This is a genomic window from Streptosporangium heterodermiicola (assembly GCF_051390675.1).
Lineage (GTDB): Bacteria > Actinomycetota > Actinomycetes > Streptosporangiales > Streptosporangiaceae > Streptosporangium.
This window is the reverse complement of sequence record NZ_JBPJSR010000020.1, coordinates 55701-77675: the sequence shown is the minus strand read 5'-3', so window position 1 is coordinate 77675 and position 21975 is coordinate 55701. Positions and strand designations below refer to the sequence as shown.

Sequence of the window (21975 nt, the reverse complement as noted above, 5' to 3'; positions counted from 1 at the left end):
AGGACGGGGCGGGGCTCAGCCGGGAGGGCCGACCCGCTCCTGTCGTTCCGGCAGTGAGGTCACGTACGAGATGAGCGCGCGGAGCGGGCCGGAGAGGTCGCCCTCGCGAGCGCGCGTCGTGAGCACCCGGCCGCCGTCCTCGACGGTCAGCTCGTAGTCGAAGCGGTCGGGCCGCCCCGCCGGGGGCCCCTGCCGCTCCGGCGCGCCGGACAGCCCGGCCCGCTCCACCCCGGCGCGCAGCTCGGCGGCGGCCTCCGGCGCCAGCGACGCGGAGTCGACCGTGGTGACCGTGACGAGGCCGGCGATGCCGCCTCCCCTGACGATCGAGACCTTCATAGAAGCGATCCTAGACCGGCCCGCGCGGCTCGGCCGGTGGCGTGCCGCGACCGTTCACGCCCGTGGCCGTGGCCGTGGCCGTACCCGTGCCCGGATCCGGTCGCGTCGCCGTGACCGTGGCCGTGGCCGTGGCCGTGACCGTGACCGTGACCGTGGCCTTCGCCGCGACCGTGACCACGACCACGACCGTGACGCAGGGTGCCGTCGAGGATGAGCGGGCCGGTTCCGGGCACGGAGACTCCCTCCCGCTCCCCGCGCGGCGTCGTGCGCGACGCCTGGCCCGACGACGAGCCGCCGGTGCGCGTCATTCTCCGGACTCTCCGGCGGGGACACCAGCCCGCCTGGACCGACGTGACGCACCGGCACAGGACACGACCTAGAGGACCCCGACCTGCTGCCACGCGGCGCGCACCTTCCGCTGCTCGTCCCCGTCCGCGCCGAACAGCTCTCCGGCCACCTCCACGGTCGCCTCCGCGGCCTGCCGGAAGTTGGAGCGCGGCCGGAGCCGCTCGGTGAGCGTGACGTACCAGACGCGTCCGGCGCGCTCCCAGGCGTTGCCGCCGATGGCGGTGGCGGCGAGGTAGAAGGCGTGGTTGGGGATGCCCGAGTTGATGTGGACGCCTCCGTGGTCGTTGGCGGGGTCGCCGTCGTCGGGCAGGTCCACGTAGTCGCGCATGTGTCCCGGCTGCCGGTCGCGTCCCCCGGAGGGGGTCGACCAGGCGGTTCCCGGCGCCTTCATCGACCGCAGGGCCGTCCCCTGCAGGGCGCTGCCCAGGATGCCGTCACCGATGAGCCAGTCGGCCTGGTCGGCGGTCTGCCCCCGGCTGTACTGCTTGGCGAGCGACCCGAGGACGTCGGAGAACGACTCGTTGAGGGCTCCCGGCTGCTTGCTGTAGACCAGGTGCGCGGTGAACTGGGTGATGCCGTGGGTCAGCTCGTGCGCCACGATGTCGACGGCCTTGGTGAGGGAGCCCTTGGTGAAGATCTGCCCGCTGCCGTCGCCGTAGATCATCTGGAAGCCGATCCAGGCGGCGTTGTCGTAGTCGGTCCCGTAGTGGACCGAGGAGACGATCTCCAGTCCCCGCCCGTCGATGCTGTCCCGCCCGAAGACACTCCGGTAGAAGTCGTAGGTGATGCCCGCCCCGTCGTAGGCGTCGTCGACCGCCGCGTCACCGGACGGCCCGTCGCCCTCCCCGCGCCTCCTGCGCCCGGGAAGGTCGAAGTCCCCGCCGTTCTCGACGTCGTAGACCGTGCGCACCATGCCGGGGGCGGGCGCCACGTCGGCGACGGTGAGACTGAGCTGGCGCAGCGCGCCGGCGAACGACGCGCGCTGCGCCCTGGCGGTCTCCGAGGTGGCCAGGGTCCTGAGCGCGGCCTCGCGCTCCTCGGGGGTTCCCTGGTCGGCGACCGCCTGAAGCAGGTCGGGGGGTGCGATGCAGCACCGGGGCATGCTGTCGAATGGAGTCATACCTCAAGAATCGCCGTCATCTTTGCCGGTCGCATGGGTATGGCCTTACCTATATGGGAAATCAAGACCCCCAAAAACGAATAATTAACCCTTTTGTCCACTTTTCCTCTTATTTTCAGGAGGCCACCCCTTTCCCGGAGAATGCGGGATCACCCCCGAGCGCGCGGGAGCACCTGTCGCGAAGCCGGGGCGAGGCCGCGCTCACGCCTCGCGTGACTCAGGGGCGTCACCCTGGCGTCCCGCCTCCCGGGGCACCTCCTCGACGTTCCGGCCGCCGTACGCGGATGCCCGGACCACCGCGTCCGGCCACCTCCCAACCAGCCACCCCAGCCGGGCGCCTCCCAGCCGGGCGCCGGACAGCGGGCCCGGTCCGGTGCCGGCGGGATCGGCCCGGGGGGCGTCGCCCGGCCGGCTCGTCCTTGACGTCGATGATCTCGTCGCGGAACACCGAAAGCCGCGTGACGGGATCCACTTCGACGGACGTGTGGAACGGCGGATCGTCGTGGACCTCGGTCGCTCCGCTCGAACCCCACGGCTGGAGCGTCGGGTTTCTCACCGCGCTTCCTTCTCCGGCTCCGGATGATTAGCCCATGACTTTGGACGCGATCGACAATTCCGCCCAGCCTGGCCCGCAAGGTCACCACCACACCTGAGCCAAGGGGTAGTCATGAGTTGGGGGCCGAACGAACCGAGTCGTTCTATGGTGTGGCGATGCCCATTCCCCAGCAGAGAAATCCCACCCCAGGCGGTAAGCGGGTGCCGGTTCGCATCGGTGAGCACACGCTCCAGGTCCTGGCGATCGATATCCTCGTCTATCTGGTCGAGGTATACGATCAGAACAAGAAGCTGATCACCGACTTTCCGTTCAGGCTCATGACCGACGCTCAGGCCTTCATGCGGGCGGAAGGCGTTCCCGGTGGCCACGGGGACCTCGTCGTGTACGACATCTCATTCCGGAGAACCCCCGTCCGCGTGAAGGTGCTCGACTCGGTCGACTATCCGAACGACCGTGAACCGCCCGAGGCCGGCGAGAGCCCCGCAAAATGAGAAAACCCCCGGCCGCGAGGCCGGGGGTTTTCCTCTGTCTGGTCTAGAAGTCGAACTCGCCCTTCCTGGCGCCGTCGAGGAAGGCGTCCCACTCACCGGGGGTGAAGACGTGCACGGGGCCGGCGCCCCGGTCCTTGGTGTCCCGCAGGGCCACCCGCCCTCCGGACAGGGGGGCGACCTCCACACAGTTACCACCGTTGGAACTGGTCTTGGTAGCGGTCCGCCACGCCGCCGTCGCCAGCTCTGCCGCCAGCTCATCCTTGAGGCTCATACTTCACCTTCGTCTCTCTGATCACTCGCTCAGACACGTGGAGTGGATGTGCCCAGGCACGAACCGCGTCGTACTTGAGCGTAACCATATGCACCTCTTCGGCGCGATCGGTTACCTGGCCGTTGATGGGGCTGTCCAGGTAGGCCGCGTCTCGCTCGCCCGCCACCTGAGCGAGGGCAAAGGACCCTGACAGGCCCGTCGTGGCCCCGACACTGACAGGGACCACCTGGACCGTGAGGTGCGGCCGGGCCATCAGCTCAAGCAGGTGCTCCAGCTGGCGGTGCATCACCTCTCTCCCGCCCACCGGCCGGTACAGGACGCCCTCGTCGATGACGACCGAGATCATCGGCGGTGTGGCTCGATCGAAGATCTTCCGGCGCTGGATCCTGGCGGTGACCAGCTCCTCGACCTCGCGCTCCGACACGCCCGGCTCGCACCGCAGCACCGCGTAGGCGTACTCCGGTGTCTGAAGCAGCCCCGGGATCAGCAGAGGCTCCCAGAGGCGAAGGACCCGCGCCTCGGCCTCGATCTTCGTCCACGGCCGGAACCAGCGGGGTGACGTCTTCTCGCACTGGGCGAGCAGCGGCATCAGCTTGCCGACGGCACCGAGGGCGGCCTCGCACCGAAGGAAGAAGTCTTCCTTCGGCGCCCTTTCCGCCCGTTCCACGAAGCCGACCATGGCCGAGGAGAACTGGATCTTCGCCGCCAGGTCGTCCTGCGACCAGCCCAGCGACTCGCGCAATCGCCGCAACTCCTGCCCTAGATGCGCTTCGGGCGTGTTTGACATATCCCGTTTTTTGCGCGGCATTCGAACTCCTATCCCAGGCTACCGCTGTGGTCGCGACCACCAGGTCTACCGCAACCAATGTGTCACGCAGGTGTAGTCGGCCATAAGTGATCGGACTCGAAGCTCAGCGTGCAACCTGGGAATCCCCGAACGGGCGGAAAACACACAAGGGGCGCACCGTTGGAGTTCCAGCCGGGACGATAGAGGTCGAGAAGCCGCAAAATGGGCAGGCAGGATAAAAACCGATGCGTGCGACTCCTTGGAAAGTGTCCCTGATAGGCGAGATGGAGCTATCTCGTGAGCACGGGTCCCCCGGCACGGCGAGAACGGCCGTGGACGGATGGCTTGGGGAGGATCACCCCGCCGGACCCGGCCGCGGCGCGCGACGCCGGCGACGCCGGGAGTGGCGGGGCTCCCGCCGTTTCGCGGCGGGGTGGGGTGCGCCTCCGGGAGCGGTCGTGAGAGGGTTCTTTTGCTCGGCGATCACGAGTTCGTGACCGCGCCCGGGAAGCGGGCGAGACGGAGGCGGCGGTGCTTGGGAACGTGGAAACGAACGAGGGGGCGGCGGGGGCTCCCCCGCCGCCGGGTCTCGGCGGTTCGCGGGAAGCGGATCACGCATGACGTCACTGCTCGCCATCAGCGACCTGCACATCGGCTACCAGGAGAACCGGAGCATCGTCGAGGAGCTGCGGCCCACCTCCGCCTCCGACTGGCTGCTGGTCGCCGGGGACGTCTCCGAGAAGGTCTCCGACGTCGAATGGGCCCTGGGGCTGCTCGCCGAACGGTTCGAGAAGGTGGTGTGGGCGCCCGGCAACCACGAGCTGTGGACCCATCCCAGCGACCCCGTCCAGCTGCGGGGCGAGGAGCGCTACCGGCACCTGATCGAGATGTGCCGGAACCTGGGGGTGACGACGCCCGAGGACCCCTACCTCACCTGGACCGGCCCAGGCGGCCCGGTCACCGTCGCCCCGCTGTTCGTGCTGTACGACTACACCTTCCGCATGCCCGGCGTGGACACGAAGGAGGAGGCGCTCTCCCTCGCGTACGACAAGGGCGTGGTCTGCACCGACGAGATGCTGCTCCACCCCGATCCGTACCCGACCCGGGACGCCTGGTGCGACGCCAGGATCGCCGAGACCGAACGGCGCCTGGAGGCGAGGCCGCCCGGGGTTCCGACGGTGCTGGTCAACCACTATCCGCTGGTGCGCGAGCCCACCCTGATCCTGTACCACCCGGAGTTCGCGATCTGGTGCGGCACCGAGCGCACCGCCGACTGGCACCTGCGCTTCGACGCCGCCACGGTCGTCTACGGCCACCTGCACATCCCCCGGACAACCTGGCACGACGGTGTCCGCTTCGAGGAGGTCTCCTTGGGTTATCCCCGCGAGTGGCGTCCCAGGCCCACCGCGCCCGGCCAGCTGCGGCGCATCCTGCCCGACCCGAGGACCGTCGCATGATCGAGAAGATCCTGCCGCCGTGGGTGGCGAGCGCGGAGTGCTTCGAGGACCCGCCGGACGTCGTGCTGTTCCCCGAGGAGGAGGCGGCCGTCGCCCGCGCGGTGGACAAGCGGCGGCGCGAGTTCGGCACCGCGCGCCACTGCGCCCGCCGGGCCCTGGCCGACCTGGGGCTGCCCCCGGCGCCGATCCTGCCCGGCGAGCGCGGCGCGCCCGGGTGGCCGGACGGGGTGGTGGGCGCCATCACCCACTGCGCCGGATACCGCGCGGCGGCCGTCTCCCTCGACGCGCTCGCCGTCGGCATCGACGCGGAGCCCCACGAGCCGCTCCCCGACGGCGTCCTGCCCGCGGTCTCGCTGCCCGAGGAGCGCGACGAGATCGCGCGGCTCGACGACGGCGTGCACTGGGGACGGCTGCTGTTCAGCGCCAAGGAGAGCGTCTACAAGGCGTGGTTCCCGCTGGCCAGGCGCTGGCTCGGCTTCGAGGAGGCCCACCTCACCTTCTCCCCCTCCGGTACGTTCACCGCCCGCCTCCTCGTTCCCGGCCCCCGGGTGGAGGGCCGGGAGCTGACCGGTTTCACGGGGCGCTGGCTGGTGTCCGACGGCCTGGTCGTGACCGCCATCGCGATACCCGGGAAACCCGCGCCCTGACCCCGCCCCGGCCCGCCCGGCCGGGCCGGCGGAGGGTCACACGACGCCGGCCTTGTGCGCGAACACCGCCATCTGGAGACGGTCGCGCAGGTTGAGCTTGCTGAGGAGGTTGGACACGTGGAACTTGACGGTCGCCTGGCTCACGTACAGCTTGCTCGCGATCTCGGTGTTGTTCAGCCCGTCGGCGACCAGGGCCAGCACCTCGTGCTCGCGTTCGGTGAGCGACTTGACGGCCTCCGGCGGGCGGTACGGGAGCCCGTTCTCGAAGCGGCTCAGGAAGCTGCTCGCGACCCGCGGCGCGAAGAACGCCTCCCCCCTGGCGATGGCCTTGATGGCCCCGACCAGCTCGTCCTGGTCGCTGGAGCGCAGCAGGAAACCGCGGGCCCCGGCGCGTACGGCGTCGAACATGGCCTCCGGGTGCTCCGTCAGGATGACGCTCCGCACCGAGCCCGCCAGCGGGTCGGCGCGGAGCCGCTCGGTGACCTGGACGCCGTCGAGGCCGGTGAGCCGCTCGTCGACGAGGGCGACGTCGGGCCGCAGGCCCCTGGCCTTGGACACCGCCTCGAACCCGTCGCCGGCGTCCCCCACGACGCGCAGCCCCGGTTCGGCGGCGAGGATCGAGCACAGTGCCGTGCGCAGCAGTCTCTCCGAGTAGCAGATCAGCACCCGGATGTCCGTTCCAACCCCGTTGTTCATCGGTGTCTCATCTCAGGCGCGCGAGCGCGATGTGCCGTGACGGTACGAGTTCGGTGAGCGGTTCCCTGCCGGTGACGACGACGCCGGTGAAGCCGAGTGCCAGCAGCGGCGGCACGCGGCCCTCCGACAGGCCGTCGGCGCCGTGGGCGTCGTCGAGCAGGAGCAGGCAGCGCCCGCCGGAGACCGGGGACGTCATGCGGGCGATACGCGCCAGCCGCACGGCGTCGCGCAGCTCGCGGGGGTCGCGCCGGTCGCGGCCCAGGTCGAGGAAGAGGACGTCCAGCCCCATCCGCTGGCGCAGCACCAGGGCGCACTGGGTGGCGAGGGTGGTCTTGCCGACCCCCGCCGGGCCGGTGACGGTCACCAGCGCGGGCTCCCCGCCACCGGAGGCGACCGACACCGTGTCCTCGACCTCCCGCAGCAGCGGGAGCCGGCTCAGCGCGACGGTGCCGCTCACCGAGGGCAGCGCCCACTCCGGGGGCGGCGCCACGGCGGGGGCGCCGAGCGAGCGGGGCGGGGCGGCCTCGAAGGTGAGGCGGTCGTCGCCGGTCAGCTCCAGGGCGGCGGCCAGGCGGCGCACCGAGGTGCGGTGCGGGTAGCGGGTACGGCCCCGCTCCAGATCGCGCAGCGTGCGCACGCTCAGGCGGGCGCGCTCCGCCAGTTCCTCCTGCGTCAGCCGCGCCTTGTCCCGATGGGTGCGCAGCAGCTGGGCGAACCCCAGGCTGTCGGACAGAAGTGCAGACCTCACGTGAGTCCTCCCGGTGACGATCAGATGCCGTCAACATAGGAAGATCCGATTATCGTCGGGTATCGTCGCGATATCGCCGGTCATTCTGCCTGGTCAGACCGTACGGGCGCTGGCAGCGTGAGCCTCATGCTTCCGACAGGACGGATACGGCGGCCCCCGGCACGGTTACTCGACGACGCGGTCCTGACCCAGCGGTTCGACTGGGAGATGGGCACCCTGCTCCGGCACTACCGGTGGATCGAGCTGACCCAGACCGCCGAGTACGCCCGGATGGGCCTGCTCGGCCACGACGCGGCGGAGCGGATCCGCCGGGTGGTGCTCGACCTGACGCCCGAGCAGGTCGGCGCCGAGCGCGCCGCGGCCATGTCGGACCCGCTGTTCGCCCTGGAGAGGTCCGTCCAGGCGCGCGTCCCCGAGGGCGCGCACGCCTGGCACGTCGATCGCAGCCGCAACGACGTCCAGGCGTGCGCGCAGCTCATGCTCGGCAGGGAGCGGCTGCTGGAGACGGTCGCGGCGGTGGGCGGGCTGGCCCGCGCCACGCTGCGGGCCGCGGCCGGGCACACCGAGTCGGTCATGCCGGGCTACACCCAGCACCAGACCGCGCAGACCATCACCTTCGGCTTCTACCTGGCCGCGCTCGCCGAGGCGGCGACCGACGCCGTCGAGTCGCTCCTCGCGCTGTTCGACACGGTCAACCTCTGCCCGCTGGGCGCCGGGGCGATGGCCGGGCTGGAGCTGCCGTGGGACCGGGAGCGGATCGCCGTCGCGCTCGGCTTCGACCGCCCGCAGCCGCACGCGCTCACGTCGGTCGCCTCCCGCGCCTGGGTGCTGCGCACGGCCGGGGAGCTGTCGGTGCTCGGCACCACGCTGAGCCGCTTCCTGACCGACCTGATCTGGTGGAGCGGGTCGAGCTGCCGGTTCGTCGACCTGCCCGACGAGCTCGCCGGGATCTCCTCGGCGATGCCGCACAAGCGCAACTTCCCGATCCTGGAGCGGGCCCGCGGGATGACCGGCCACCTGGTCGGGCTCTCGTACGACATCATGATCGGGCAGCGCAACACCGGCTACACCAACCTGGTGGAGGTCTCCAAGGAGAGCACCCGCTTCCTGGAGGACCTCTTCTCGACCTGCGGCACGATGCTGGCGCTGTTCGAGCGGGTGGTCGCGAACGTGCGGTTCCACCCGGAGCGGGCGGCCCGGGTGGCGCGCGGCGAGCTGACGGCCGCCTCGACCGTCGCCAACCACCTCACCCTCGAACACGGCGTGCCGGCCAGGAGCGCGCAGGTCGTCGTCGGCTCCTGGATCTCGGCCACCATGGAACGGCTCGGCCCGGACGCCGCCCTCACCCCCGACCTGCTCTCGGCACCGGACCTCGCCGCCGCGGGCGAGCGGCTCGGCTTCCCCCTCGCCGTCGAGGAGGCCGATGTACGCGGCCTGCTGGACGCCGAGGCGAGCGTGTGGCGCAAGCGGACCGGCGGCTCGACGGGTCCCGAGCAGGTCCGTCTCCTCCTGGAGCAGACCGGCGACCGGCTGTCCGCCGCCGAACGCGGAGCCGCGGAGCGGTCCGGGTGGCTGCGGGAGGCCTGGGAGCACACCACCGGCACGAAGGCGGGCGATCTGTCATGACCATCCAGATGCCGTTCGAGGAGACCGTCACCGGCCGGGCTGGTGGGGTCGGCCGGGGGCGCGCCCCCGGCACGTTCGGCGAGCTCCTCCAGGGAATCCTGGGACCCGGTACGGACTTCCTGGTGACCTTCCCCGTCGACCTGTACGTGGAGGCCGTCTTCGAACCCGACCCGCAGCTGGACCAGGTGATCGTCTCGCCGCCGCACAAGAACAAGGCGCGGCGCCTCGCCACCCGGATCCTGGAGCGGTACGGGGCGCACACCGGCGGCTGGCTGATGCTCAACAGCGCGCTGCCCGAGGGCAAGGGCATGGCCAGCTCCACCGCCGACCTGGTCGCCACCGCGCGGGCGGTGGACTCGGCCTTCCGCCTGAAGCTGCCCAACCGGCTGCTGAAACAGATGATGGCCGAGATCGAGCCGTCCGACGGGGTGATGCACCCGGGGATCACCGCGTTCTTCCACCGGGAGGTGCGGCTGCACCGGCGCATGGGCACCCTCCCCCAGCTGACCATCGCCGGGATCGACGACGGGGAGAGCGTCGACACCGTCGCCTTCAACCGGTCGAGGAAGCCGATCCCCGCCCACTGGGCGGTGCGCTACGGCGAGCTCCTGGACGACCTCACACGTGCCGTGCGCGACCACGACCTGGCGGCGGTCGGCAGGGTCGCCTCCGCCAGCGCGCGGCTGTTCCAGACCTTCAACGCCAAACCTCACCTTGCGGCGGTGGAGGAGATCTGCCGCGACGTGGGCGGGCTCGGCACGGTCGTCGGGCACAGCGGGACGTGCCTGGGGATCCTGCTGGCCCGGCACGACCCCGAGCACGGTCCCCGGCTGGCCCGCGCCCTCACGGAACTGGAGCGGCTGGGGCGGCCCCTCATCGTCTGTAGGAGCACGAGCCGGACATGACACTGAGAACTGACGCGATCGACGCCATCGGCCGGACCCCGCTGCTGCGCCTGCGGGCGACCGGCGGGGCGACCGTCCACGCGAAACTGGAGCTGGCCAACCCGTACGGGATGAAGGACCGCGTCGCCAGGCAGGCGATCCTGACCGCGAGGGCCGAGGGGGTCCTGGCCGACGGCGGCCTGATCGTGGAGAGCTCCTCCGGCACCCTGGCGATGGGGGTCGCCCTGGTCGGCACGTACCTCGGCCACGGGGTGCACATCGTCACCGACCCGCGGATCGACCCGATCACCATGGCCAAGCTGGAGGCGCTGGGCGCCACCGTGGACATCGTGCCCGCGATGACCGGCAACGGCTGGCAGAGCGCGAGGCTGGAGCGGCTGCAGGCCGTGATGGCCGCCAACCCGGGCGCGTTCTGGCCCCGGCAGTACGACAACCCGGCCAACCCCGCCGCCTACGACCGGCTCGCCGAGGAGGTCGTCTCGGAGATCGGCCGGGTCGACGTGCTGGTGGGCGCGGTGGGCAGCGGCGGCTCGCTGTGCGGGACGGCGCGGGCCCTGAGGCGGACCAACCCAGGGCTGCGCGTGGTCGCCGTCGACGCGGTCGGCAGCGCCATCTTCGGCCAGCCGGACGTGCCCAAGCGGCTGCAGAGCGGCCTGGGCAACAGCCTGGTACCGGCCAACGTGGACTTCTCGGTCATCGACGAGGTCCACTGGCTGTCCGACCGGGAGGCGTTCGCCGCGACGCTGGAGCTGGCCTCGTACGAGAAGGTGTTCGCGGGCAACAGCTCGGGCTCGGCCTACCAGGTGGCGCGCTGGCTCGCCTCGCGGCTCGACCCGGACGTCTCGGTGGTGGTGATCTTCCCGGACCGGGGCGACCGGTACGTGAACACGATCTACAGCGCCGAGTACCGGGCCGCGCACGGCCTGACCGACCTGCGCCCGCCGCGCGCCCCCGACCCCATCCAGCTCACCGACACCGCGGTGACCTGGTCCTACGCGACGCTGGGCCGGGCCCTGGAGTACGCATGAACCCGGCCCCGATCCTTGTGTTCGTCGAGTCCAACACCACCGGCTCGGGGATGCTCGCCTTCGCCAGGGCGGCGGCGCTGGGCTTCACGCCGGTGCTCGCCACCGACAGCCCCGCGCGCTATCCCGGGCTCGCGTCCACCGGGGTGCGGGTCGTCACGTGCGCCACCGGCTCCCCCGACACCCTGGCCGCGGAGCTGTGCCACGCCCTGGGCGGGATGGCCGAGATCGCCGGGGTGACCACGACCAGCGAGTTCTACACCGCCGCGGTCGCCAGGGTCGCGTTCGACCTCGGGCTTCCCGGCAACCCGCCGGAGGCCGTCGCCGCCTGCAGGGACAAGGGGCGGATGCGCCGTACCCTGGCGGCGGCCAGGCTGCCCTCCCCCGCCTTCGAGCTGGTGGGCCCCGGCGACGACTTCGACTCGCGGATCGTGATCGCGCTGTCGCGGATCGCCCTGCCGTGCGTCGTCAAGCCCGTCGACGACACCGGCTCGCTGAGCGTGGTGCTCTGCTACACGCCCGGCGAGGTGGCCGCCCACTGCCGCCGGATCATCTCCTCCGGCGTCAACGTAAGGGGGCAGGCCACCGCGAGGACCGCGCTGATCGAGGGATACCTGGGAGGGCCGGAGTTCAGCGTCGAGACGGTCAGCTCCGGCGGGTTCCACCGGTGCGTCGGCATCACCGCCAAGCGGGTGACGTCGCCGCCGCACTTCGTGGAGCGCGGGCACGTCTTCCCCGCGCCGCTGCCCGCGGAGGAGGTCCGGGTGCTCACCGGGGTCGCGCTGCGGGCGCTGGCCGCCGTCGGGATCACCCACGGCGCCACCCACATCGAGATGAAGCTCATCGACGGTCACGCGTACGTCGTGGAGATCAACGCCCGGCCCGCGGGCGGCATGATCCCCGAGGTCATCGCGCGGGCGTGCGGCTTCGACCTGCTCGACGCGCACCTGCGGGCCGCCGCCGACCTGGACCAGCTGCCGCTGCCCGACCGCTTCACCCCCGCCGGCATCGCCTTCCTGCTCGCGCCGGACGGCGCCGGGGGTGGGCGGGGGAGGGTCACGCTGCGGGAGGTGGCCGGGGTGCAGGACGCGGGCTCCGTGCCGGGTGTCGACACGGTGACGGTCACGGCTCCGCCGGGCTCGGAGGTGCGGCCACCTCGCAGCAGCTACGACCGGCTCGGCTACGTGATCGCGCACGCTCCCGGCCACAGCGAGCTGTACGACACGCTGGACACCGCGCTCGGGCACCTGCGGCCCGTCCTGCTCCCCGAGCTGCCGCCGATCGAGATCCCCCGGCAGGGGTACCACATCTCCCCCTCCTGACCTTCCCTTCGATCCGACCGTCACCGCCCCTCCCGGAACCCCCGATTGGAATCCCATGACGAGCGTGCTGGACACACCCCACCTGGTCGCCGGAGAGCACGACGACGGCGGCGAGATCGAGCTGCGCAGCGACACCTTCACGCTGCCGACCCCCGAGATGCTGGAGGCCGCCGCGAACGCGCCGCTGGGCGACGACGTCTACGGCGAGGACCCGACGGTGGCCAAGCTGGAACGGCTCGCCGCCAACCTGCTGGGCAAGGCGGCGGGCTGCCTGATGCCGAGCGGCACCATGGCCAACCTCGCGGCGCTGCTGGCGCACTGCCCGCGCGGCGGCAAGGCGATCGTCGGCCACGAGTCCGACCTGTACGTCTACGAGGCCGGGGGCGCGTCGATGTGCGGCGGCATCGTCTACGAGCCGCTCGCCAACCTGCCTGACGGGACGATCAGCCTGGAGGACATCGCCGAGGCGTGCACGGTCGACCGTACCGACCCGCAGATCGCGCCGCCCGCGCTGGTCAGCCTGGAGACGCCGCAGAACCGGTGCGGCGGCCTGCCGCTCCAGCTGGACTACCTCGCCGAGGTGGCCCAGCTGACGCGCTCGCACGGGGTGGCGCTGCACCTGGACGGGGCGCGCATCTTCAACGCCTCGGTCGCGCTGGGCGTCACCCCGGCGGAGATCGCCTTCTACGCCGACACGGTGCAGATCTGCCTGTCGAAGGGCCTGTGCGCGCCGATCGGATCGGTCCTCGTGGGCGACCGGGCGATCATCGCCCAGGCCAGGCGGATGCGGAAGATGCTCGGCGGCGGCATGCGGCAGGCCGGCATGATCGCGGCCTGCGGCATCATCGCCCTCACCGAGATGACCGGCAGGCTCGCCGAGGACCACGAGAAGGCCGCCCGCCTCGCCCGCGGGCTGTCACGCCTGCCGGGCATCCGGCTCGCCCCCGGCCCGCCGATCACGAACATGGTGTTCTTCCGCGTACGCGACGAGCGCTACACCACCCGGTCGTTCATCGCGGCGGCCCGGCGCCGGGGCGTCCGGGTGGAGGAGCTGGGCCACGGGCGGATCCGCGCGGTGACCCACGCGGGTGTCGGCACCGACGCCGTCGACCGGGCGATCAAGATCTTCGCCGAGCTGCTCGCCCCCAGCGGCCGATGAGAACGGACCAGAGCGGGCCGGCGAGCCGGCGTACGGAAGAGCCGGTGACGGGGCTGGGGCGGCCGTTCCGGCACCTGTGGGCGGCGTCCGGCCTGTCGAACCTCGCCGACGGCGTCCTGCTGGTCGGCGTTCCCCTGCTGGCGGTCTCCCTCACCCGCTCGCCGGTGCTGGTGTCGCTGGTCAGCGCCGCCACGACGCTGCCGTGGCTGCTGCTGGCCCTGCACGCGGGCGCGATCGCCGACCGCCACGACCGGCGCCGGATCATGATCCTGGCGGGCTGGTCGCGGGTGGCCGTGCTGGCCGCGACGGCCGCCGCCGCGTGGTACGGCGTGCTGACCCTGCCGGTGCTGGTGGCCGCGGTGCTGCTCGCCGGGGCCGCGGAGGTGTTCGCCGACACCTCCGCCCAGTCGGCGCTGCCGATGGCCGTGCCCGGCGACCGGCTGGAGGCGGCCAACGGGCGGCTCGTCGCGACCCAGACGCTCGGCAACCACTTCCTCGGGGCGCCGCTCGCGGGCCTGCTGGTCGGTGTCGCCTCCACCGCCGTCTTCGGGACGGCCGCCCTGCTGTACGTGGGCGCCGCGCTCCTGCTGCTCGGCATGCGCGGCCGGTTCCGGCCGGAGACCGCCCCTGCGCAGGCGTTGCGCGCCGACATCGCCGACGGCATGCGCTACCTGTGGGGACACCGCGCCCTGCGCGGCCTGGCCGCGTACTCCGGCGTGCTCAACCTGGCCTACGGCGCGTACTTCGCCGTCTTCGTGCTGTGGGTGGTCGGCGGCGGCTCCCGCGTGGGGCTCACTCCCGGCCAGTACGGCTTCCTGGCGGCCACGCTGGCGGCGGGGGCGGTGGCCGGGTCGGTGTTCGCCGGGCGGCTCACCCGGCTCGCCGGTGAGAACGGCGCCCTGGTGGGCGTCACGCTGCTCAACGGGCTCCTGCTGCTGGTTCCCCTGCTCGTCCCCTCCCCCCTCGCGGTCTTCCCCGCCGCCGCGGGCATCGGCGCGGCCAACGCGGTCACCAACGTCGTCTCCGTCTCGATGCGCCAGCGGCTCATCCCCGACGGCCTGCTCGGGCGGGTGAACGCCACCTGCCGTCTCATCGGCATGGGGGCCATGCCGCTGGGCGCCGCGGCCGGTGGCCTGGTCGCCGCCCTCGCGGGCCTGCCCGCGGTCTTCTGGGCCGCCTGCGCGCTCTCCCTGCTCGGCGCCGCCCTGGTCCCGCGCGGCGAGATCGCCTCGAAGCCGTGAACGGCGGATGACGGACACCGGACCGGCCCGCCACCGGGAGGGGAGGTGGCGGGCCGGCGCGTACATGCTCCTTAGGTCGCCGTGCAGGTGAGGGCAGGGGTGCCGCTGGTGCCGGAGCCGAGGAATCCGAAGGTGCCGACGGCGCCGGCGCCCAGTGAGCCGTTGTGGGCGACGTTGCGGGCGCTGACCGCGGACCCGCTGGTGGTCAGGGTCGCGTTCCACGACGAGGTGACCCGCTCACCGCCCGCGAAGGTCCAGTTCACCGTCCAGCCGGTGATCGCCCTGGAGCCCGCGGTCACGCTCACGTCCGCCTGGAAGCCGCCGGACCACTGGGAGGTGACGCGGTAGGTGGCCGAGCAGCCGCCCGGGACCGGGGTCGGGGTGGGGGTCGGAGTCGGGGTGGGGGTCGGCGTGGGCGTCGGGGTCGGCGTGGGGGTGGGGTTGGGGTTCGTCCCGCCGGTGAAGTTGACGTCGCTGCAGAAGTAGTAGGACTGGTCGAGGTGGCTGGCCTGCCAGACGGTGTAGACGATGTGGTGGCCGGTACGGCCGGGCGCGTTCACCGGGATGGCCGTGGTGGTGCCGGTGGGCCTGCTGCCCAGCTGGTTGACGAGTTCCAGGTCACTCCACCTCAGCGGCTGGGTCTTGGGGTTGAAGCCCTGCCTGGTGACGTAGACGCGGATGTAGTCCGCGCCGTGCGAGGCCTGGTCCAGCAGGTTCATCGTGAACGAGGCGGGACGGTCCACGGTCTTCCACGCGCCGACCGTGTCCATGGAGTTGTATCGGCCGCCTTCGGTCCGGCCGCCGCTGCAGAGCTGCCCGTCGGGGATAGCGGCCTGGTGGTTGCCGCCGACGCCCTCGCGGAACAGCCCGTTCCAGTTCCACATCGCGTTGGTGTTGCTCTGCCAGGCCTGCCAGCACATGGGGTCCTGCTGGGCCATGGCCGGGTTCTGGAAGTCGCTTCCCCAGCGCTGCCAGCAGCCGTAGTTGCGCGAGGGCGGGTCGCTGATGGAGCCGTGCGCCGAGGCGGGTGTCGCCATCGCGGTGGTGAGCGCGAACGCGGTCGCGAGCGCGACCAGCGCCGCGACGACCATCCGCCAGACCGGGATCCGGTGGAGGGAGGCGACGCCGGACGCGTGGGACTGGTCGCGCAGGAGTCGGAGCGTACGTGACCTCATCGGTACAGGTCTCCTTTTCGAGTGCCGGGGGGACGAGTCCTGGCGCGCCGAGCGAGGGCGGGGTCCTCGCGCCAGAGGCTCCTCACCGTCGCCGAATCCACTTGTGGGGGCAACAGTGGCCCACGGCTCTCGGAGGGCGACCGGCCCGGAGCTGGCCATACCTCGCAAAAGCGGATGAAAGGTTCATCGCGCTTTTCGGGTCAGACGCGCACCTCCGCGGTGTGGGCGTACCCGCGGCTGCCACCCACCTCCACCTTGAGCGCGGTCCTGGCCCTGCGCACGCTGCGATCGCTCTCCCTGACCGATCTCACCGGCCAGGGCAACGTGATCCTCACCTCGTCGACGGTCCTGGACGGGTCGGATACCGCGAGCCGTACCCGCTCGCCGGCGCGGCGGACCAGCAGCGTGCAGGGGCCGTCGACGGTGAGCGGCCCGTCCGCGGTCTCGACGGTCCCCGCGCGCCAGAAGACGGCGGCGATCACACCGTCGCGCGAGATGGCCTGCGCCGCCGCGGAGTTGGCGAGGATCTCGACCCGCCCCTCGTAGGCCTCCATCTGAGTGATGGAGGCATCGGGCAGCACGGCGTAGGCGTAGCGGGCCCCGCGGGGATCGACGCCGTGGTCGATGAGGATCGTCGTGTAGTGCCTGGTGACAGGGGAGGTGTCGCCACCGGTGGTGGCGCCCCTGTCGATGTCGCGCCAGCGGCCGGTGCGCTCCTCGCGGATCACCTTCGCGTCGGCGCCGTCGAGCACCGCGTAGCCGGCCACACCGGGCAGGTGGATCCAGCCGTCGCCCCGGGTCAGCGGTGGATGCCGGTCGTGGGTGTTGCGGTTCTCCAGGACGGTCTCGACACGGCGGCCGCCGGAGGCGGTGATACCGGCGCCGAGGGCGATCACCGCGTCGTCGAGCAGGAACCACGCCTTCCTGGCCCGCAGCGAGGAGCCACCGGCGACCAGCCGCATGGCCGCCACACCGTACTCGCCGTCGAGCGCCACACCGCCCGCCCACGGGGTCGGCGGCAGGCGACGGTGGTCGTGCGGGAGATCGGCGCGCCTGCGCCTGTCGACCGTCGTGCCCGGCAGCCGGTACGGGTCGATCGTGGGCCACAGGTCGTCGTTCCAGTGGGTGAGGTCGCCGGTGTAGAGGTAGGTCATGCCGTCGCCGGTGTACCAGCCGTGCAGGTTCTCCCGGTTCATCGCCTCGGCCGCGCCGATGCGCTCCGAGCTCATCGCGATCGCGTACGCCCAGGTGGGACGGCGGTGCACGACCCGGTCCATGTCGGCGAAGACGTACGTGCCCGTCGTACGCGGGCCGACCGGCACCGACGGGTCGGCCAGCAGGGCCGTGGCCCTGGCGATGCTCGCCGGCGGCGCGAACGCGCCGTAGGGGGTGGCCTGGTTGCGGGTGAGCCAGCCCTTGACCAGCGGTCGCCAGCGCCGGGCATGGCGCTCGGGTGCCGTCTCCAGCAGGGTGAGGACGGCCTCGACCGCCTTGTGTCCCGAGTGGTGGTCACGGTGGCCCTGCACCGAGATCTGCCGGCCGCGTACGCAGTCCATCATCAGCCCGTCGAAGACGAACGGCACGAACGAGCGGTCCACGAGGTCGTAGACGTTGCCGATGCCGGTGATCTCCCACGGCGACCCGGCGAGCATGGCGATCAGCTTGGCCACGCTCTCCAGGTAGTCCACGCCGTAGCTGCCGGTGTAGGGGTACACGTCGTGCTGGATGAACGACCCGTCACGGTAGAAGCCGTCGCCCGGGCCCCTTGTCGGCCGCAGCAGGTCGGAGACCGCGTCCCTGGCCCGCCTGACGAGGCGCGCGTCGTGGGTGAGCACTCCGCGCATCGCCACCGCCATGGCCTTGCCCGCGCGGTTGGCGCCGGTCTCGACGACGCCCGGGTGGCTGACACGGCGCTCCGGGTCGGGGCACCAGCGGCGCAGGGGACGCAACCAGCGGTCGAGGCGGCCCGAGGGCAGGCCGTCGTACAGCAGGGCGCAGGTGTCGGTCAGCGCGCGGGGGACGCCGATCTCCCACCAGAACCAGTTGCTGCCCCGCCGGTCGAGCCCTTCGTGGTAGGCGTGCTCGTGGAGGAAGTCGAGCGCCCTGACAGCGGTCTCGGCGACCCGGCCGTCCCGGTGCATGGCGGTGCCCGGCGTGGCCCAGGCCAGCGCCAGCGTGCGCATGCGGTTGTAGGAGCGGTTGAAATTACCCGTCCGGGGGTCCGACAGCGGCAGGTCCGGCCACAGGCTCGGGCGACCGGCGGCGGGCCTCAGCTTGCGCAGCACCGCGCCGGCCGAGCCTTCGAGCGCCCGCGTCCTGTCGGTGTAAGCCCTGTCGGCACGCGCGGAGTCGTACGACCCACCGGCCAGCAGGCTCACCCACCGCTCACGCGCGGCGTCGAACGCGGCGGCGTCGAACGTGGCGCCGACCGCCTTGGCCGGTCTCTCCCACAGGGCGAGACCGGCCACCGTCGCGGCGCCCAGCAGGGCGGACCGCCGACTGAGGGGGTGGCGCATGAAGACTCTTCCGGCGATGGGGCAATATCACAAAAGATCATAGGGTGACATATGGGTTGGTTGTTCACTTCCGGTGACGGCGAGCGGGCGTACGAACGCCGCCGGGAACACGCTGTGGCGGATGTCCATGGAGGACTCGGTGCGTGGGCTGGGGCGCATTCCCCACCTTCAAGGTTCCCCTCAAATAGCGGAAAACAGCCAATAACGGCATATAGAGGACGAACTCGTCACTGAGGGGGGTATGGAACTCCTCTTCCAGGCATCGGCAAGGGCCTGGACCGTCCGACGCAGCCGCACGAGGCGAGCGCTGACCACGGTGCACCTACCAGAGGTCACAGCGGGCCATAAAACCGCCCCCAAAGCACAAAGCTTGATTATGATCACGCAATGTGTCCGTAGACGTTGGTAGGAACCAGCTTTGCGTGAGCTTCAAAGCCCAGAAGGAAGCGTCCAGCGCTGTTCAGGGAGGTGCGGCAGCGGCGCTGCTCCTCTTCTACAGCGCCGAATGCGGCCTGAAAGCAGCACTCATCGAGCGTCTGGGCCTGAGATCCACCTCTCAGCTACCGCCGGAGTTCAGAAGCCATGACCTGCAGCGCCTCGCCAAAGAGTTACGGCTGGCACCACAGCTCTGCGGCCGGATGCGCCCATGCGCGAGCCTGAAAGAGGACAAGGGACCAGTGCCCTTCGGGGATCTTCATCAAGCCTGGAGATATGGTCACGCCCTCAAAAAGGATCACGAGGAGCAGGCACTTGCCGTGTTACACGAGCTTCTGATCTGGTGTCAGCGAGAATTGAGAGCGTGATCATGCCCGAGCAGGAGATCAAGGTCCCCGAGCACATCTACACCTGGGTCGATGTGGACGCTCACCTCGCCGCCCTGGCGGCAGACGGTCAGTGGCCGGACTGGCTTCATGAGTGCGACGCCTTCTGGGACGGCCTCGAAATGACGATCGCCCCGCAAGCTTCGCCTCAGGTGGCCCTGTCCTGGTTAAGCGACGCATTCGGGGTCAATTCGACCAAAACTCATGACGGGGAGACTGTACTCCAGCTTGACGACGTCCCGGAGCGACCTTCTGCCAGACTGCTCCCGATTTCGGTGCGGCAACGGGAACTCGAACCATCCCGGCGTGAGCCCCGCTGGAGGGAACGGCGCATCGTTCGTGGCCTCGGCGAACCGCTCCCTCATCCGGAGTCTCCGTTCCCAGGAAACGTGCGGATCGCCGCGATGCACTCCTTCAAAGGCGGAGTGGGACGGACCCTCCACGGAGTGGCTCTCGCCGACGCCATAGCCCGGCGCGGCGATCGAGTGCTGCTCGTCGACGCCGATCTAGAAGCGCCGGGGATCACCTGGATGTTCAGCACACACAGCAGGCGCGTCGACTTCAGCTACGAGGACTTCCTCGCACTGCTCCACTCCTCCGAGGACGGCCGCCCCGACGATGCGGTGAAACTGGGCGCGGCCTACCTGCCAAACCAGATGATCGACAACGTGATCGTCATGCCCACCCGGCGCTCGCTGCGGGACATCGCCCCACCACGCCTCGAACCTACCGACCTCTTGACCCCAGACCGGTCGATCTACTACCTGACCGAATCACTCGCCGCGCTCGCCGACCGGCTCGGAGCACGGACGGTCCTGATCGACCTGCGCGCGGGCAGTAGCGAACTCGCGGCTCCCGTCCTGCTCGACCCACGCGTCCAGCGGATCTTCGTAACCACCATCAGCAACCAGTCGCTGTACGGCACGCTCCGCACCATCCAGGAACTCGGCCGACGCGCGCCGACGCGCGCCGACGACCCGGCGAGCGTGGCCGTCATCACCCAGTTCCGTCAGGAGGGGCACTGGGAACTGGCCACCAATGCAGCGACCCTGCTCCGTGACGTGATCACCAAGACTCTCGAACCGATCGCTCAAGAAGGTGAGGATCGGACCGTCGACCGCGACGTCACACTGGAGCCCATCTTCAGTGTTTTCCAGGATCGGCTGCTGGCACTGCCCGCCTCCTGGGAGGCCGTCGTCGAACTGGTCCGGCGTCAGCAACTCGCGGAAACGCTCGGACCGCTCGTCGAAGGACTCGTGGTTCCGAAGGAACTGAATCTCACCGAAGACGCGGTTGCCACGGACACGATTTCCGTGGTGAAAATCGGCGACCTGGCCTCCCAGCGTGAAGCCCTCAGCGAGTTTGCCCGACGGCTGGCGTATGCCGAGACAGCGGACGACACGGATTTCCTGCCGACTGAGTCCCTGCGAAACATGCTTGTCTCTCATCGGACCGAGCCACCGGTGTGCGTGGTCACCGGAGCCAAGGGCTCGGGGAAGACCTTCACCCAGCTCCAAATGTGTTTCCGGAAGACGTGGCGTGACTACGCGCAAGACGTCGGCGTCGAGGACGTGACCCTGAACGCCCTCCTGGCGCCCGTGCTCGTCTCCAAAAACCTCAGTGACCCGACCGGCGAGCGGATAAGCGAGATCCAGCGAAACGCCTCCGCCTCCCCGAATGCCAAGCCCGCGACCCAGCTCGAACTACGTGACCTGGTCGACAACGCTCTGCGTTCGGAACCGACCAACGTCCAGTGGCGCCAAATCTGGCTGACCTGCATGGCTCGGGCCGTAGGAATCGATGCCTCTCCCGACGACGCCGAACAGAAACTGGTCGACTTCGCTGCGGCGAACACCCGGATCTTCCTGTTCGACGGGCTTGAGGATCTTCTCCAGGACCTCCTCGACAGTGATGTCCAGCGGCAGGCGCTCCGCGTTCTCCTCGTCGACTGTCTCGACTGGCTGCGTAGCCTCCGCGGCCGACCGCTTGGGCTAGTGATCTTCGTCCGGCGCGACCTCGTGCAGGCGGCCATCAAGCAGAACTACGGACAGTTCTCCGCGCGATATAGCGACTACGAGCTCAAATGGAACCATTTCGAAGCCCTGCGACTCGCCCTGTGGGTTGCGCAACGTTCAGGTGCCCTTCCTCAATACACCTCAGAAGGAGCAGCTTCGGTAAAGAATCAGGACCTCAGCACGGCACTTCATCCGCTCTGGGGGGAGAAAATGGGATCGATACGGTCCCGAGAGGCTCGCTCTGACGGCTGGTTCCTCGCCGCACTCTCCGACTTCAACGAGCAAATTCAGGCACGTGACATCGTGACCTTCCTCAAGGAGTCGGCTGCTCTTTCCGTGGAGGACAGCCGCTGGCCAGACCGGCTACTTACCCCGGCGGCTATGAGGAAGGCTCTCGTCCAGTGCAGCCTCGACAAGATCCGCGCCATCACGGAAGAGAGCCCGCAGGTCGGGAGACTCCTCAGGCACCTCGGTAACCTCGCCACGGACAAGAAGAGAATTCCCTTCATCCCCGAGACAGTGGAGCTGTCCAGCCAGAATCTGGAAATCCTAGCCGCCAACGGAGTCGTCTTCCGTGAGGAGGATCAGTATTGGATTCCTGAGATCTTCCGCCACGGCCTCTCTTTCAAAGCCACCGGTCGACCGAAGATCCTGGCAATCGCCAACCTGGTACGCCAACGCAACAACCTCGACTGATTCCATCAAGAGGAGAT

General features: G+C 70.4%; 20 protein-coding genes. 11 read left to right on the top strand and 9 right to left on the bottom strand.

The genetic code is table 11. The annotated features are described in order from the left end of the window. Window positions 1-15: 15 nt before the first annotated feature. The 3 genes from ACSC1Q_RS33480 to ACSC1Q_RS33470 form a co-directional block, all read right to left on the bottom strand. Window positions 16-336 (bottom strand): protealysin inhibitor emfourin, encoded by a 321-nt coding sequence (locus ACSC1Q_RS33480; protein ID WP_436762705.1) that lies wholly within the window; start codon window positions 334-336, stop codon window positions 16-18. A 10-nt stretch (window positions 337-346) separates the two neighbouring features. After that, window positions 347-514 (bottom strand): hypothetical protein, encoded by a 168-nt coding sequence (locus ACSC1Q_RS33475; protein ID WP_436762704.1) that lies wholly within the window; start codon window positions 512-514, stop codon window positions 347-349. A 198-nt stretch (window positions 515-712) separates the two neighbouring features. Then, window positions 713-1804: a M4 family metallopeptidase gene (locus ACSC1Q_RS33470; protein ID WP_436762703.1), complete on the bottom strand. Its 1092-nt coding sequence runs from the start codon at window positions 1802-1804 to the stop codon at window positions 713-715. A gap of 711 nt (window positions 1805-2515) precedes the next feature. On the opposite strand from ACSC1Q_RS33470, the gene ACSC1Q_RS33465 reads away from it, so the two are divergent. Continuing rightward, entirely contained in the window at window positions 2516-2851 is a 336-nt protein-coding gene (locus ACSC1Q_RS33465; protein ID WP_436762702.1) for a hypothetical protein, read from the top strand. 43 nt (window positions 2852-2894) lie between these two features. Here ACSC1Q_RS33465 and ACSC1Q_RS33460 read toward each other — a convergent pair whose 3' ends face one another. Together ACSC1Q_RS33460 and ACSC1Q_RS33455 are read right to left on the bottom strand one after the other, a co-directional pair. Then, complete coding sequence (locus tag ACSC1Q_RS33460; RefSeq protein WP_436762701.1) at window positions 2895-3122, bottom strand: DUF397 domain-containing protein; 228 nt, start codon at window positions 3120-3122, stop codon at window positions 2895-2897. Further along, a complete protein-coding gene (locus tag ACSC1Q_RS33455) occupies window positions 3106-3930 on the bottom strand; it encodes a helix-turn-helix domain-containing protein (RefSeq protein WP_436762700.1) in 825 nt (274 codons plus the stop codon). Before ACSC1Q_RS33455 ends, ACSC1Q_RS33460 begins: the two co-directional genes overlap by 17 nt. A 596-nt stretch (window positions 3931-4526) precedes the next feature. Here ACSC1Q_RS33455 and ACSC1Q_RS33450 point away from each other — a divergent pair. Both ACSC1Q_RS33450 and ACSC1Q_RS33445 read left to right on the top strand, forming a co-directional pair. Next, window positions 4527-5366: a metallophosphoesterase family protein gene (locus tag ACSC1Q_RS33450; RefSeq protein WP_436762699.1), complete on the top strand. Its 840-nt coding sequence runs from the start codon at window positions 4527-4529 to the stop codon at window positions 5364-5366. Then, window positions 5363-6013, top strand: coding sequence for a 4'-phosphopantetheinyl transferase family protein (locus tag ACSC1Q_RS33445; RefSeq protein WP_436762698.1), 651 nt, complete (start codon window positions 5363-5365; stop codon window positions 6011-6013). The genes ACSC1Q_RS33450 and ACSC1Q_RS33445 overlap by 4 nt, the downstream gene beginning before the upstream one ends. 36 nt (window positions 6014-6049) lie before the next feature. Here ACSC1Q_RS33445 and ACSC1Q_RS33440 read toward each other — a convergent pair whose 3' ends face one another. Both ACSC1Q_RS33440 and ACSC1Q_RS33435 read right to left on the bottom strand, forming a co-directional pair. Then, on the bottom strand, window positions 6050-6709 hold the full coding sequence (locus ACSC1Q_RS33440) for a LuxR C-terminal-related transcriptional regulator (RefSeq protein ID WP_436762697.1): 660 nt from the start codon (window positions 6707-6709) through the stop codon (window positions 6050-6052). A gap of 7 nt (window positions 6710-6716) precedes the next feature. After that, a complete protein-coding gene (locus tag ACSC1Q_RS33435) occupies window positions 6717-7457 on the bottom strand; it encodes a helix-turn-helix domain-containing protein (protein ID WP_436762696.1) in 741 nt (246 codons plus the stop codon). A gap of 126 nt (window positions 7458-7583) precedes the next feature. On the opposite strand from ACSC1Q_RS33435, the gene ACSC1Q_RS33430 reads away from it, so the two are divergent. The 6 genes from ACSC1Q_RS33430 to ACSC1Q_RS33405 all read left to right on the top strand — a co-directional run bounded on the left by ACSC1Q_RS33430 (window position 7584) and on the right by ACSC1Q_RS33405 (window position 14735). Further along, window positions 7584-9083, top strand: coding sequence for a lyase family protein (locus ACSC1Q_RS33430; protein WP_436762695.1), 1500 nt, complete (start codon window positions 7584-7586; stop codon window positions 9081-9083). Next, on the top strand, window positions 9080-9988 hold the full coding sequence (locus tag ACSC1Q_RS33425; RefSeq protein WP_436762694.1) for a GHMP family kinase ATP-binding protein: 909 nt from the start codon (window positions 9080-9082) through the stop codon (window positions 9986-9988). The genes ACSC1Q_RS33430 and ACSC1Q_RS33425 overlap by 4 nt, the downstream gene beginning before the upstream one ends. Beyond that, complete coding sequence (locus ACSC1Q_RS33420) at window positions 9985-11016, top strand: PLP-dependent cysteine synthase family protein (protein ID WP_436762693.1); 1032 nt, start codon at window positions 9985-9987, stop codon at window positions 11014-11016. Before ACSC1Q_RS33425 ends, ACSC1Q_RS33420 begins: the two co-directional genes overlap by 4 nt. After that, a complete protein-coding gene (locus ACSC1Q_RS33415) occupies window positions 11013-12335 on the top strand; it encodes an ATP-grasp domain-containing protein (protein ID WP_436762692.1) in 1323 nt (440 codons plus the stop codon). The genes ACSC1Q_RS33420 and ACSC1Q_RS33415 overlap by 4 nt, the downstream gene beginning before the upstream one ends. Window positions 12336-12399: 64 nt before the next feature. Then, entirely contained in the window at window positions 12400-13494 is a 1095-nt protein-coding gene (locus ACSC1Q_RS33410; protein ID WP_436762691.1) for a GntG family PLP-dependent aldolase, read from the top strand. A 44-nt stretch (window positions 13495-13538) separates the two neighbouring features. Then, window positions 13539-14735 (top strand): MFS transporter, encoded by a 1197-nt coding sequence (locus tag ACSC1Q_RS33405; RefSeq protein ID WP_436762690.1) that lies wholly within the window; start codon window positions 13539-13541, stop codon window positions 14733-14735. Between the two features lie 71 nt (window positions 14736-14806). Here ACSC1Q_RS33405 and ACSC1Q_RS33400 read toward each other — a convergent pair whose 3' ends face one another. Then, window positions 14807-15910: a lytic polysaccharide monooxygenase auxiliary activity family 9 protein gene (locus ACSC1Q_RS33400; RefSeq protein WP_436762689.1), complete on the bottom strand. Its 1104-nt coding sequence runs from the start codon at window positions 15908-15910 to the stop codon at window positions 14807-14809. A gap of 200 nt (window positions 15911-16110) precedes the next feature. Next, window positions 16111-18426 (bottom strand): polysaccharide lyase 8 family protein, encoded by a 2316-nt coding sequence (locus tag ACSC1Q_RS33395; protein WP_436762688.1) that lies wholly within the window; start codon window positions 18424-18426, stop codon window positions 16111-16113. Between the two features lie 422 nt (window positions 18427-18848). Here ACSC1Q_RS33395 and ACSC1Q_RS33390 point away from each other — a divergent pair, with 422 nt between their 5' ends. Both ACSC1Q_RS33390 and ACSC1Q_RS33385 read left to right on the top strand, forming a co-directional pair. After that, entirely contained in the window at window positions 18849-19229 is a 381-nt protein-coding gene (locus ACSC1Q_RS33390; protein ID WP_436762687.1) for a hypothetical protein, read from the top strand. Window positions 19230-19231: 2 nt separating this feature from the next. Continuing rightward, window positions 19232-21958: a MinD/ParA family ATP-binding protein gene (locus tag ACSC1Q_RS33385; protein ID WP_436762773.1), complete on the top strand. Its 2727-nt coding sequence runs from the start codon at window positions 19232-19234 to the stop codon at window positions 21956-21958. Window positions 21959-21975 lie beyond the last annotated feature (17 nt).

What these genes read in the sequence shown, in the direction of transcription:
- ACSC1Q_RS33480 (WP_436762705.1), bottom strand. Translation starts at nt 336, where the DNA reads ATGAAGGTCTCGATCGTCAGGGGAGGCGGCATCGCCGGCCTCGTCACG.
- ACSC1Q_RS33470 (WP_436762703.1), bottom strand. Translation starts at nt 1,804, where the DNA reads ATGACTCCATTCGACAGCATGCCCCGGTGCTGCATCGCACCCCCCGAC.
- ACSC1Q_RS33465 (WP_436762702.1), top strand. Translation starts at nt 2,516, where the DNA reads ATGCCCATTCCCCAGCAGAGAAATCCCACCCCAGGCGGTAAGCGGGTG.
- ACSC1Q_RS33460 (WP_436762701.1), bottom strand. Translation starts at nt 3,122, where the DNA reads ATGAGCCTCAAGGATGAGCTGGCGGCAGAGCTGGCGACGGCGGCGTGG.
- ACSC1Q_RS33455 (WP_436762700.1), bottom strand. Translation starts at nt 3,930, where the DNA reads ATGCCGCGCAAAAAACGGGATATGTCAAACACGCCCGAAGCGCATCTA.
- ACSC1Q_RS33450 (WP_436762699.1), top strand. Translation starts at nt 4,527, where the DNA reads ATGACGTCACTGCTCGCCATCAGCGACCTGCACATCGGCTACCAGGAG.
- ACSC1Q_RS33445 (WP_436762698.1), top strand. Translation starts at nt 5,363, where the DNA reads ATGATCGAGAAGATCCTGCCGCCGTGGGTGGCGAGCGCGGAGTGCTTC.
- ACSC1Q_RS33440 (WP_436762697.1), bottom strand. Translation starts at nt 6,709, where the DNA reads ATGAACAACGGGGTTGGAACGGACATCCGGGTGCTGATCTGCTACTCG.
- ACSC1Q_RS33430 (WP_436762695.1), top strand. Translation starts at nt 7,584, where the DNA reads ATGCTTCCGACAGGACGGATACGGCGGCCCCCGGCACGGTTACTCGAC.
- ACSC1Q_RS33425 (WP_436762694.1), top strand. Translation starts at nt 9,080, where the DNA reads ATGACCATCCAGATGCCGTTCGAGGAGACCGTCACCGGCCGGGCTGGT.
- ACSC1Q_RS33420 (WP_436762693.1), top strand. Translation starts at nt 9,985, where the DNA reads ATGACACTGAGAACTGACGCGATCGACGCCATCGGCCGGACCCCGCTG.
- ACSC1Q_RS33415 (WP_436762692.1), top strand. Translation starts at nt 11,013, where the DNA reads ATGAACCCGGCCCCGATCCTTGTGTTCGTCGAGTCCAACACCACCGGC.
- ACSC1Q_RS33400 (WP_436762689.1), bottom strand. Translation starts at nt 15,910, where the DNA reads ATGAGGTCACGTACGCTCCGACTCCTGCGCGACCAGTCCCACGCGTCC.
- ACSC1Q_RS33395 (WP_436762688.1), bottom strand. Translation starts at nt 18,426, where the DNA reads ATGCGCCACCCCCTCAGTCGGCGGTCCGCCCTGCTGGGCGCCGCGACG.
- ACSC1Q_RS33385 (WP_436762773.1), top strand. Translation starts at nt 19,232, where the DNA reads ATGCCCGAGCAGGAGATCAAGGTCCCCGAGCACATCTACACCTGGGTC.